The sequence below is a fragment of the Schinkia azotoformans genome (assembly GCF_035811335.1).
Taxonomy (GTDB): Bacteria; Bacillota; Bacilli; order Bacillales; family Bacillaceae_J; genus Schinkia; species Schinkia azotoformans.
This window is the reverse complement of sequence record NZ_JARSMD010000046.1, coordinates 12972-24850: the sequence shown is the minus strand read 5'-3', so window position 1 is coordinate 24850 and position 11879 is coordinate 12972. Positions and strand designations below refer to the sequence as shown.

Annotated in this window: 13 protein-coding genes; all 13 read left to right on the top strand. The window is 39.2% G+C overall.

All coding sequences use genetic code 11. The features are described from left to right. Nucleotide 1: 1 nt before the first annotated feature. Nucleotides 2–931, top strand: a complete 930-nt coding sequence (opp1B, locus tag P9E47_RS20935) for a nickel/cobalt ABC transporter permease (protein ID WP_003330146.1) — start codon at nt 2–4, stop codon at nt 929–931. Between the two features lie 5 nt (nt 932–936). After that, on the top strand, nt 937–1773 hold the full coding sequence (gene opp1C / locus P9E47_RS20930; protein WP_326164745.1) for a nickel/cobalt ABC transporter permease: 837 nt from the start codon (nt 937–939) through the stop codon (nt 1771–1773). Between the two features lie 4 nt (nt 1774–1777). Continuing rightward, nucleotides 1778–2599 carry an ABC transporter ATP-binding protein gene (locus P9E47_RS20925; RefSeq protein ID WP_326164743.1) on the top strand — a complete coding sequence of 274 codons (822 nt, stop codon included), beginning with the start codon at nt 1778–1780 and terminating at the stop codon, nt 2597–2599. Beyond that, a complete protein-coding gene (locus tag P9E47_RS20920; protein ID WP_003330150.1) occupies nt 2592–3371 on the top strand; it encodes an ABC transporter ATP-binding protein in 780 nt (259 codons plus the stop codon). The genes P9E47_RS20925 and P9E47_RS20920 overlap by 8 nt, the downstream gene beginning before the upstream one ends. Nucleotide 3372: 1 nt before the next feature. Then, a complete protein-coding gene (locus P9E47_RS20915) occupies nt 3373–3891 on the top strand; it encodes a GNAT family N-acetyltransferase (RefSeq protein ID WP_003330151.1) in 519 nt (172 codons plus the stop codon). A gap of 195 nt (nt 3892–4086) precedes the next feature. Beyond that, complete coding sequence (locus P9E47_RS20910; RefSeq protein ID WP_326164740.1) at nt 4087–5157, top strand: hydrogenase small subunit; 1071 nt, start codon at nt 4087–4089, stop codon at nt 5155–5157. A gap of 23 nt (nt 5158–5180) precedes the next feature. After that, a complete protein-coding gene (locus tag P9E47_RS20905) occupies nt 5181–6896 on the top strand; it encodes a nickel-dependent hydrogenase large subunit (protein WP_326164738.1) in 1716 nt (571 codons plus the stop codon). Between the two features lie 15 nt (nt 6897–6911). After that, nucleotides 6912–7664 (top strand): Ni/Fe-hydrogenase, b-type cytochrome subunit, encoded by a 753-nt coding sequence (gene cybH, locus P9E47_RS20900; protein ID WP_003330154.1) that lies wholly within the window; start codon nt 6912–6914, stop codon nt 7662–7664. Beyond that, nucleotides 7636–8124, top strand: a complete 489-nt coding sequence (locus P9E47_RS20895; protein WP_003330155.1) for a HyaD/HybD family hydrogenase maturation endopeptidase — start codon at nt 7636–7638, stop codon at nt 8122–8124. The genes cybH and P9E47_RS20895 overlap by 29 nt, the downstream gene beginning before the upstream one ends. A 1-nt stretch (nt 8125) precedes the next feature. Beyond that, complete coding sequence (locus P9E47_RS20890) at nt 8126–8542, top strand: hypothetical protein (protein WP_003330156.1); 417 nt, start codon at nt 8126–8128, stop codon at nt 8540–8542. Between the two features lie 35 nt (nt 8543–8577). Continuing rightward, a complete protein-coding gene (locus P9E47_RS20885) occupies nt 8578–8928 on the top strand; it encodes a hydrogenase maturation nickel metallochaperone HypA/HybF (protein ID WP_003330157.1) in 351 nt (116 codons plus the stop codon). A 14-nt stretch (nt 8929–8942) separates the two neighbouring features. After that, on the top strand, nt 8943–9605 hold the full coding sequence (gene hypB, locus P9E47_RS20880; protein ID WP_003330159.1) for a hydrogenase nickel incorporation protein HypB: 663 nt from the start codon (nt 8943–8945) through the stop codon (nt 9603–9605). After that, a complete protein-coding gene (gene hypF, locus P9E47_RS20875) occupies nt 9587–11875 on the top strand; it encodes a carbamoyltransferase HypF (protein WP_326164805.1) in 2289 nt (762 codons plus the stop codon). The genes hypB and hypF overlap by 19 nt, the downstream gene beginning before the upstream one ends. The last annotated feature ends 4 nt before the right edge of the window (nt 11876–11879 follow it).

Below are 11879 nucleotides of genomic sequence, written 5' to 3'. Positions count from 1 at the left end.
AATGAATAGATACATCCTAAATAGAATGCTAGGCATTGTTCCAATTGTTATTGGAATTTCCTTTCTATCCTTTGTTTTAATTAATCTAAATCCTAGTGATCCAGCGGAAGTTGCGCTACGTGTTAATGATGTAATCGCTACGGAACAAGCTGTAGCAGAAAAGCGTTTGGAGCTTGGATTGGACAAACCTTTTATGGAACGGTATCTTGATTGGATTTTTGGGAGTTTTCATGGGGATTTTGGGACTAGTTTTATAACAAAGGAGCCTGTCCTTGCTGAAATGAAGAACGCGATAGCAGCCACGCTTTTACTGGTGGCCGTTGCCCTGATTATGATTATGGTTGTGAGCATTACAGTAAGTATTTTTTGTGTGATTTACGAAAATAGCATAGGAGATCGTTTAATAAGAGCGGTCGTTTTTATCGGTGAAGCGATGCCGAGCTTTTGGATAGGAATACTCCTCATATGGTTCTTTTCTGTAAAACTAGGATTGTTCCCAATCGGCGGTATGGAAACACCTAGTTCTGTAGTCTTGCCAGCTCTTACTCTTTCACTCGGTTATATTTCGATGTATGTTCGATTGATCCGAAATAATATGGTGCAAAACAAAAGTGAATCCTATGTTTTTTATGCCCGCGTTCGAGGTCTTAAAAAGCGGGTAATATTAAAGCATATTTTAAAAAATTCGTTGCTATCAACAATAACAGCCATTGGTATGTCAATTCCCAAGCTGATTGCAGGTGCAGTCGTCGTAGAGAATATCTTTGCTTGGCCGGGTGTAGGAAGATTATGTGTAACGGCAATCTTTAATCATGATTATCCGATAATCCAAGCCTATATACTAATTATGGCTGTTTTATTTGTTGTTTTTAATTTACTCGTCGATATCATAACTGCGTTTGTAGATCCAAGAGTGAGAAAAGGGGCGTAATAGGTGTGCGATTAATAGAAAGACTTAAGAAAGATCGGCTTGCTGTACTATGTGTGGGCATTCTGCTCGTTATCATAATCGTTGGAATCTTTGCACCTTTTATTGCCCCAAATAGTCCAATCGATGTAAATGTGAAGGAGAAACTTGCAGGGGTTAGTTGGAAATATCCTTTGGGGACCGATCATCTTGGCCGTTGTATATTATCAAGATTGATATATGGAATTCGTACAACCGTTGTCCTATCAATAGCAGCAATGATGACAACGATCTTAATAGGAACTCTGTTAGGGTTGCTTGCCGGTTATTTTCGCGGCAAGGTTGATGAAATAATAATGAGAATTTGCGATGTTTTTTTATCAATACCAAGTGAGATCATGATCTTAGCAATCATTGGGATTTTAGGTACGGGTTTAGTAAATATCGTATCTGCAGCCATCATCGCTAAATTGGCTTGGTATACAAGGATGATTCGAACCATTGTCATTAAATATTCAGACAAAGGTTATATTCATTTTGCAAAAGTTAACGGATTAAGTACAGGCCACATTATGAAAAAGCATATTCTGCCTGGGGCTGCTGGTGAAATAATGGTCCTCGCTACACTTGATACTGGATCAGTAATTTTAACAATTTCAGCTCTTTCATTTTTAGGGTTGGGTGTGCAAGCACCTACACCAGAATGGGGAATGATGTTAAATGAAGCCAAGAATATTATGACAGTAGCACCTCTACAAATGCTCTTCCCTGGATTAGCAATCGTCCTTGTTGTTGCGGCGTTTAATTTTTTAGGAGACAGTTTACAAACTTCTCATCATATAAAAGGGGATAATATAACGAGGTGAGGACATGGTAGTCTTAGCTATGCAAAACCTAGTCATTAGGGACTTTAGGACAAAGGCTGTCCTTGTAAATGGGATTAATTTTACATTGGAGAGGAATAGCTGTCTAGCCATTGTCGGTGAAAGCGGTAGCGGTAAAACGGTCATCTTAAAGGCCATCTTAGGGCTTACAAATCCTTCACTTGAGGCTTCAGGCTCTGTTTTCTTTGACGGTATTGATTTGCTTCAAGCGAAAGGAGAAATGATTAGAAGGATAAGAGGTAGACGAATTTGTATGATCCTCCAAGACCCATTAACAGCCTTTGACCCAGTCTATACAATTGGAAATCAAATGGCTGAAACTTTATGTGAACATCTCCAAATTTCTAAAAAAGAAGCCATGAAACGGTCACTATTTGAACTCCAACGGATGAATATAGGCGAGCCATTGGACGTTTTAAAAAAATATCCTCATCAGCTTTCAGGTGGGATGTTACAACGATGTATGATTGCCATCGTAATGGCGATGAAACCGGAGATTATAATTGCAGATGAACCAACTACTGCCCTTGACTCTATTAACCAAAATGAAGTATTAGCAGAATTTCAGAAAATTAGAAACGAATATCGCACTTCACTTATTTTTGTTTCCCATGATCTTAAAATCGTGCAGAGTCTTGCAGATTACGTGTTAGTTTTGAAGGATGGAAAACAGGTGGAGTATGGTAGAGCGGAAGATATATTTTCACACCCAAAACACGAATACACAAAGTATTTACTAAACAGTCGAGATAAAGTAACCGAAGCCTTTATAAAGGCGATGAGTTTGGGGATTAGAAATAATGATTGAAGTAAAAAGAGTAAGTAAATCTTATTCGAAAGGTGAATATTGGTTTAGGGAAGATAATCAAACGGTATTAAAAGATATAACTTTTACAGTAAAGGCTGGGGAATGCGTAGGTTTGGTTGGAGAAAGTGGCAGTGGAAAAAGTACGCTAAGCCGAATTATAACGGGTCTTGAAAAAGCGGATAAAGGCGATGTACTTATTGATGGAAAAGTCGTCCCAGAGTGGAAGAAGGAAAATAAGGGACGAATGAGTATCGTATTTCAGGACTATGCTTCTTCTGTAAATCCAAACTTCACAGTAAAGGAAATTATTAGTGAACCGCTACTTGCGTTAGGTCAAAAAAATGATCGGATAGAAATCATAAATGAATTATTGGAAAAGTTTAGATTAACGAAATCATTACTTAACCGCTATCCACATGAAATAAGTGGGGGGCAATTACAAAGAGTGTGCCTTTTAAGGGCGATTAGTACATCCCCAAGATTTTTAGTGTTAGATGAGGCGTTAAGCGCTTTAGACGCGCCAACACAATCCCAATTATTAGAGTTATTAACTAGAATTAAGCGAGAAAGCAGGGTAACATATTTGTTTATCACACATGATATACTGTCAGCTGTGAAGCTTTGTGACAGAATATTGTTTTTATATAAAGGGGAAATAGTAGAGCAAATAGCGACGAATCAGCTTGCATATGTTCAACATGAGTACTCAAAAAAATTATTACATTCTGTTGCCAATGTCATCTTTCAAGAAAACAAGAGGGGTGTCTTCTAAGTTGAATACAATTCAATCCTTTATGATTAGAAGGGTTTCTAAAGATAACTACAGCCAAGTGATGGACTTTATTATTAGGCTCCGTAAAGAACTCTTTCCAATGTTATCCCAAGAGGATGTTCCAAAGGATCTCGTCTGTTTTGAAGAATATTATCACAATCAGGATGACGCAGCATTATTTGCAGCATTTTTATTAAATGGATACGTAGTAGGTACAATTGGGGTCCTTCCCTATGATGGACGTTTTAACCAGCTCCAGCAATTTTATGGCAATACTAATATGGCTGAAATTGTAAAATGTTATGTGGATTCTAACTATAGACGCTTGGGTATTGGCACCCGTTTATACAAAACCGCATTAGACTTCAGCCGTTCTGCCGGATATGAAGATCTTTACTTACATACCCATCCGTTTCTGCCTGGAGCTATTCCGTTTTGGAAAGCCAAAGGCTTTAGAAGCAGGATAGTGGAGGACGACCCGATTTGGAATACGATACATATGGATAAAAAATTAGTTTAAAGTCAAAGACGGCATTTACCAAAAATATATTGTTACCATGTTAATGCAGTTAAGGAGAATTAGTGAACAACTAAAAAAATCACATGATATTTTAAGATAATATGATAAATTCTAAAATAGGATGGTAAATATAACCTCCTATTTTTTATTTGTTTTTCCTTAAAGAATGGAGCTTCGCTTGGAGGGAGATTGCTTATGAATGAAAGAAAGTCCATCTATGAAACTGCACTGGAACGAGGGATATCTCGTCGAAACTTTTTAAAGATGTGTACAGCGTTAGCTGCAACAATGGGGTTGGACTTTTCCCAAACCGACCATGTTGTTAAAGCAATGGAAACTAAGAAAAGGGTGCCTGTTATATGGTTACAATTTCAAGATTGTACCGGTTGTTCTGAGTCGTTTATCCGTTCTACTCATCCGAAGGCTGAAAGCGTTTTACTTGATATGGTCTCACTTGAGTACACTGAACTATTATCGGTGGCATCTGGACATCAAGTAGAAGCAGCCCGAAAGCATGTTATTAAAAATTATCCTGGTGAGTACATCCTTTGTGTAGAAGGCAGTGTCCCTGGAGAAGATTATTATTGCACTGTCGGTGGACATTCTGCTAAAGATACTTTGCTTGAAACAGCAAAAGATGCCATGGCGGTTATTACTTATGGTAGTTGCTCTTCCTGGGGAGGCATACCAGCCGCTTATCCAAACCCGACAAAGGCTGTTTCTGTAAGGGATATTGTCAAAAACAAGCCGGTCATTTTAGTGCCGGGTTGTCCGCCGATTGCGGAAGTAATGACGGGTGTGATTGCCCATTTTATTACTTTTGGTACAGTACCAGAGCTTGACCATCATGGCAGACCGAAGGCGTTTTACCGTCACCGGGTTCATGATAAATGTAATCGTCGTGCCTATTTTGATGCTGGTTTATTTGTGGAATCATTTGATGATGAAGGAGCAAAACAAGGTTATTGTCTTTATAAAGTTGGCTGTAAAGGACCAACTACGTATAACTCCTGTGCTGAAATGCGCTGGAATGGCGGCGTTAGTTATCCAATCCAATCTGGTAACCCGTGTATTGGTTGTTCAGAGAAAAATTTCTGGGATAACGGTCCATTCTTTGAGCGGCTTGCTGAAATCCCTGGAGGCCAAACGACATTTAATCCTGAGAAGGTTGGACTATATGCCGCAGGTGTGACAGCTGTCGGTGTTGCTGCACATGCTACAGCTACTGCAGTAAAGAAAAAGATGGATGAAAAACAAAAACAATAGTTTACGGTAGAGGTGAAATATAAATGGCACAACGTATTGTAGTCGATCCAGTTACACGTATAGAGGGTCACTTACGGATTGAAGCGGATATAAATAATGGTGTAATCGAGAGAGCGTACAGCTCTGGAACAGCGGTGCGTGGAATTGAATTAATCGTTAAAGACCGGGATCCACGTGATGTTTGGGCGTTTGTTCAGCGTATCTGTGGAGTTTGTACAACAACACATGCATTGGCATCCATCCGTTCGGTTGAGGATGCGCTAGATATTAAAATTCCCAAAAATGCCCATTTAATTCGCGATATTATGAACGCGGCAGTGTTTGTCCATGACCATGTCGTTCATTTCTATCATTTACATGCACTTGACTGGGTAGATATCGTCAGTGCTTTAAACGCAGATCCAAATGAAACGAGCCGCATTGCCCAATCGATCTCCGACTGGCCTAAATCATCACCTGGTTATTTTAAAGAAATCAAAGAAAAAGTACAAAAAATCGTTGATAGTGGTCAATTGGGCATTTTTGCTAACGGATACTGGGGACACCCTGAATATAAACTTCCGCCGGAAGTGAATTTACTAGCAGTAGCCCACTACTTAGAAGCATTGGATTGGCAAAAGGAAATCGTTAAAATACATACAATCTTTGGTGGTAAAAATCCGCATCCACATTATGTTGTCGGTGGTATGGCTACACCGATTGATATTAATAGTGATAACGGTATCCATGCTGAGCGTTTAATGCACGTTTCACAGCTAATAGACGAGGCTAATGAGTTTGTAAACAAGGTATATATACCAGATCTATTAGCAATCGGTTCTTACTATAAGGACTGGTTATACGGTGGGGGCCTAAATAACTATTTATCATATGGAGACTTTGCAACTGGTGATATTCGGGATGTTAACACCTACCGTATGCCACGGGGAGTCATTTTAAATGGGGACTTAACGAAGGTATTGGATATCGATCCAACGGATCCTGAGCAGGTCAAGGAGTTTATTGATCACTCTTGGTATTCCTATGATGGTAAGGATAATGGTGGAAAGCATCCGTGGGAGGGTGAAACAACCTTAAATTACACTGGACCTAAAGCTCCTTTTACGGAATTGAATACGGCTGAAAAATACAGCTGGATTAAAGCTCCGCGCTGGAAGGAAGAGCCGATGGAGACAGGTCCATTAGCTAGATTAATCGTAGGATATGCAAAAGGGCAAAAGGAGATTGTGGAAATTGTTGATGCAACATTAGAAAAATTAGGCGTTGGAATAGAGGCTCTTCAATCTGCATTAGGTCGTACAGTTGCACGCGGCTTAGAATCAGTCTTAGTTGCAAAATGGATGAGAGAGGATATGGACCAGTTATTAACCAACATAAAGAATGGTGACCAAGTTACATTTGACCGTACAAAATGGGAACCAAAAACATGGCAGAATCAGGCAAAAGGAGTTGGCTGGGTGGAAGCGCCTCGTGGTTCGCTCGGACACTGGGTAGTCATAGAGGATGCAAAGGTGAAAAGTTATCAGGCTGTTGTACCTACTACATGGAATGCTTCCCCAATTGATGGAAACGGTAAAATCGGGGCATATGAAGCTTCTTTGGCTGGAACTCCTGTTCATGATCCCAATCTGCCGTTGGAAATTATCCGGATTATTCATTCCTTTGACCCGTGTCTAGCCTGTGCGGTTCATTTAACAGACCTGGAAAACAATAAGACAACTGAAATTAAATTAGGATAAAAGGGGGTTCAACTGATGATTAACCCTTCTAATAAAGCGTTCGACCCGGATGGATTAAGAATTTCCGAAAAGAAGGGGGGGCATATTTATGTTTGGCAGGCCCCGGTCCGTGTTTTTCACTGGATTAATGCAGCGGCTATTATCATTTTAATGGTAACTGGGATTTATATTGGCAGACCGTTCGTTAGTGCCCCTATCCCTGAAGAGGCCTCGTACAACTTTTTAATGGGCTGGGTCCGAATCGTTCACTTTGTTACAGCGTTTATTTTCACATTTAATTTGGTTATTCGTTGGTATTGGGTATTTGCAGGGAATGAGTACGCAACTTCCAACCTACTAAGAAAAGACTTTTGGCTCGGCATCTTTGAAACATTAAAGTCTTATTTATTCTTACCAAACAAGAAAAAGCACTACATCGGACATAACCCGTTAGCCCAATTGAGCTATTGGCTCTTTATTGGCGTTGGTTCAATCATTGTTATTTTTACGGGATTTTATATGTTTCTTGAGCCACAACCTGAATCGACTTTGGGAAAACTATTCAGCTGGGTTCCTTACGTATTTGGTAACAGCTTTACAATCCGTTCTTGGCATCATATTGCGGCATGGGGCTTTATGGTCTTTATGATCGTCCATGTTTACATGGCATTTCGTGAGGATTGGTTACAAAAGAATGGAACATTGTCATCCATTTTTACTGGCTACAAGCATGAGCAAGAACATATTGAAGGTGGAGAAATTGACAAAACTAAAAAACAAGCAAACTAATAAAATCTCAATACTTGGAATCGGCAACACCCTCTATTCTGATGAGGGTGTTGCTATCCATGTGTTGCCTTTACTCGAAAACGCCTTAGCGGGCTTTGAAAATGTTGAGATTATTGAAGGGGCTACAGACGGTATGCGCCTTTTAGGACCAGTGGAAGAAGCCGACTATTTATTAATTATCGATGCTATTAATGCCGGAGAAGCGGGAGGAACATTAATTACAATTAGTAATGATGATATTCCACAGTATTTTGGAGTGAAAATGTCAATTCATCAAGTAGGCTTTCAAGAAGTTTTATTTGCATCAAAGATTCGTGACAAATTACCAAATGAAATGGTTATGATTGGCGTTCAACCGGAATCATTAGTATTAGGTGTTGAATTGTCTGATACTGTACGTGCTGTATTACCAGATTTAGTGATTGCGGTTGTAGAGCAAGTGAAGAAGTGGAGCAACTAAAATGGATCGCTTAGGTTTTTTTTCTTATGTCAAAAAGAGCCTCGTAAATACAGTTAAGGAAATTAGTGTGCCTTTTGTTGAGGAGGATATAAAAAAGGTTGATCGATGGATTGACGATTTGGCAGGGATTGAGTGGATTCCAATCCAAGGAAAAGAGTTAGATGACGCAGTTGGCTACAAGGATTTATATATTGCAAACAAACATTTTCTATCATTTTTTAATGGTGAAGATGTTCGCATTTATGAAAAGGTGTGTCAAAAATGTCATATAATTGTTCATTGGCTAAGTTATGATGAAAGTTTAAAATGTTTTCAATGTGATACTTCATTCAAAGTCAAGGAGAGGCAAGGTGAATTACAACTAAAAGAATACCGGGCAAAATGTGAAAACGGCATTTGGTTTATTGGTATTCTTTAAATTTTACAATATTTACCACTATAAGGAAGATGTATATGCATGAAATGGCTTTAATGGGTGATATATTAAACATCGTTGGTACAAATGCCAAAAATCAAAGCATAAGAAAGGTGAATAAAGTACATTTAATTGTTGGAGATTTGAGTAATGCTTTACCTGATGCACTGGAGATGGCCTTTGATATCTATAAAAGGCAAGGCATTGACTTTTTAAACGAATACTCCCAATTAGTGATCCATCGTGAGGAAGCGAAAGCTATTTGTTCGCTTTGTCAAAGAGAGTATGTGCCTGATCAAAGGATTGCAGTTTGTCCGGAATGTCATATACCTACTGGAAGGTTGATCTCAGGTGAAACATTTAAAGTAGATTCGTATGAAGGGGAATAAGGAGGAAAAAGACGATGAAAGTTATCTTAGGAGAAGATGTACTAGTAGACAATAACACAGCAGCAGCTTTTAATAGAGAACAATTCGTAAAAAATAATATTCTCGTAATCAACCTTATGAGTTCACCAGGTGCCGGTAAAACAACACTGCTGCAGAAAACAGTGGCCTGCCTTTCTAATGAATTTCGCATTGGTGTTATAGAAGGTGATCTAGCCACAGAAATAGACGCCAACCGAATTCGTGAGGCTGGAGCACAGGCGGTTCAAATTAATACCGGTGGCGGCTGTCATTTGGATGCTAGAATGATAGCGAAGACTTTACCACAATTTGATCTAGAGCATTTTGATATATTGTTTATTGAGAATGTAGGGAACCTCGTTTGCCCATCAGGCTATGATCTAGGTCAAAATCATAAAATAGCGATATTAAGTGTTCCTGAAGGAAATGATAAAATTCCTAAATATCCAGTGATGTTCCGTCGCACTGAAATGGTCATTCTCAATAAGATTGATCTTCTTCCGTATTTGGATTTTAGTGTTGAACAAGCTATAGAAGATTTAAAAGGAATTAATCCTGATTCTAGTCTAATGATAGTATCCGCTAGAACAGATGAGGGGATGGATCAATGGATCAATTGGATCAGGAGTGCCTATCAACAATGCCAAAGGCAATCTTAGTAAGAATAAAAGGACGGGTTCAAGGTGTGGGATTCCGTCCCTTTGTCTATCAACTTGCGAAAAAGTATGGTTTGAAAGGAACTGTGCAAAATAATATGGATGGTGTTCGCTTAGTATTGGAAGGGCAGGAAAAAACACTGTGTTATATGTTGGATGAACTAGAAAATAAGAGTCCACGCTTAAGCAGAATGGATTCAATAGAGAGCGAAGAACTCTCTTATTCTAACTTTCAAGATTTTACTATTATTCCAAGTGAACGGTTGGGTACATCTTCACTTGTGATTCCTGTCGATGCATCGGTTTGTGATGATTGCTTAAAGGAAATGAATGATCCTACAAATTTTCGGTTTCAGTATCCGTTTATTAATTGCACCCAATGCGGACCACGTTACACAATTATTGATGAATTACCATATGACCGCACCTTTACAGTCATGCGTGAATTTGAAATGTGTGAAAAATGCCGAAATGAATACAACGATCCAACAAACCGCCGCCACCATGCCCAACCAATCGCATGTCCGTTTTGTGGACCAAAGGTTACTCTTTATTCAATAAATGGTAAAAAAGAGGCTACTGGGTCCGAGGCTATTCATTTAGCTAAGGAGCAGTTGAAAGCGGGAAAAATATTGGCGGTAAAAGGGATTGGTGGCTATCATCTTGCTTGCGATGCAACGAATCAAAAAGCAATTGAGGAACTAAGGAGAAGAAAAACAAGACCACAAAAACCATTGGCAATTATGGTGAAAAATATAGAGTTGGTAAAAACAAGTTGTGAAGTGAATTCACTTGAGGAAAAAGCTTTAATCTCAACAGAAGCTCCAATTGTCGTTCTTAGACAAAAGCAACCGCATCAATTACCAACAGCTCTGGCACCTGGAATCAAGACTCTCGGTGTCATGCTTCCTTATACGCCACTACATCACCTGTTATTCGCTGAAAGCAAGCTGGACTATCTTGTGATGACAAGTGCCAATCCATCTGGGATGCCAATGCTATATAAGGATGATGAAGCGTTTGATTATTTAGGTGATATCGCTGATTATGTGTTGACGGGAAATCGAAAAATCAAGCACCCTATTGATGACTCCGTAATTCAGGTGATTAATAGTGAAATAACATTTTTACGACGGGCGAGAGGATATGTCCCTGACCCGATTTATACAAAGAATAGTCATCACGGTGTTCTTGCTTTTGGTTCCCAGCAAAAAAATACATTTGCAATTGGAAGACATCATGAGATTTTTGTCGGGCCACATATTGGGGATATGAACCATTACAATATGCTTCAGCACTATAACCAAGAATTAGACCATCTCCTTCAATGGATGGGGCCATTTGAAAACCCTGTAATTGCAATCGATAAGCATCCCGGTTATACCGTTCGTGAATTGTTGGATAAGTTTAATCCTTCCAAGGTTGTCGAAGTCCAGCACCATCATGCCCATCATGTTTCTTGTATGGTTGACAATGGAGTGGACGAGTGTTGCTTTGGGATTATCCTTGATGGAACCGGATACGGGGAGGATGGGAATGTTTGGGGATTCGAAATTTTATACGGTGATGCCGTAAATTACAAACGTTTAGCCCATTTGCGCTATACTCCACTTCCAGGAGGAGAAAAGGCGATTAAAGAGCCATGGAGAATCGCGGTAGGAATGCTGATTGAACATTTTGGGGTAGAGGGAAAAAAGGTATCTGAACAGCTATTTCCTGAAAAAAAATATGAAATTGGCATTATTCATAACATGATCGAAAAAACTCTCAATAGTCCTCTTGCAGGTTCATGTGGTCGACTTTTTGATGCTGTAAGTGCAATCTTAGGAGTTTGTACAACTTCCAGCTATGATGGAGAAGCTGCTATCAAGCTTTCAGAACTAATGGATGCAACGGCGTCCTTATCGAATAATGGCTATGGTTATCAGTTTAATAGGGTGGGAGAACTGCTTGAAATTGATTTTGCACGATGTCTTTCAGGAATTGTTCACGATTATGTAAACGGTCGTAACAAGAAAGAAATTATCCATGCCTTCCACGAAACCATTGTAAAAGCTTGTCGAGATTGCATTAAAATAATGAGTACCCAGTTGCCTCAAGCAAATCGTAAGGTAGTTTTGTCAGGCGGTAGTTTTCATAATCCGTTTTTAGTAACACAAATGAAAAGAATTCTAGAAATGGAAGGTTTTAGAGTGTATACCCATAAACAAGTTCCTTGTAATGATGGGGGTCTTTCCTTAGGGCAACTAAAGGTTGCCTCAGCACAAAACTGATTGA

Bases quoted from the DNA above. Each gene is read 5' to 3' on its own strand.
- opp1B (WP_003330146.1), top strand. From the start codon at position 2: ATGAATAGATACATCCTAAATAGAATGCTAGGCATTGTTCCAATTGTT.
- P9E47_RS20925 (WP_326164743.1), top strand. From the start codon at position 1,778: ATGGTAGTCTTAGCTATGCAAAACCTAGTCATTAGGGACTTTAGGACA.
- P9E47_RS20920 (WP_003330150.1), top strand. From the start codon at position 2,592: ATGATTGAAGTAAAAAGAGTAAGTAAATCTTATTCGAAAGGTGAATAT.
- P9E47_RS20910 (WP_326164740.1), top strand. From the start codon at position 4,087: ATGAATGAAAGAAAGTCCATCTATGAAACTGCACTGGAACGAGGGATA.
- P9E47_RS20905 (WP_326164738.1), top strand. From the start codon at position 5,181: ATGGCACAACGTATTGTAGTCGATCCAGTTACACGTATAGAGGGTCAC.
- cybH (WP_003330154.1), top strand. From the start codon at position 6,912: ATGATTAACCCTTCTAATAAAGCGTTCGACCCGGATGGATTAAGAATT.
- P9E47_RS20890 (WP_003330156.1), top strand. From the start codon at position 8,126: ATGGATCGCTTAGGTTTTTTTTCTTATGTCAAAAAGAGCCTCGTAAAT.
- P9E47_RS20885 (WP_003330157.1), top strand. From the start codon at position 8,578: ATGCATGAAATGGCTTTAATGGGTGATATATTAAACATCGTTGGTACA.
- hypB (WP_003330159.1), top strand. From the start codon at position 8,943: ATGAAAGTTATCTTAGGAGAAGATGTACTAGTAGACAATAACACAGCA.
- hypF (WP_326164805.1), top strand. From the start codon at position 9,587: ATGCCAAAGGCAATCTTAGTAAGAATAAAAGGACGGGTTCAAGGTGTG.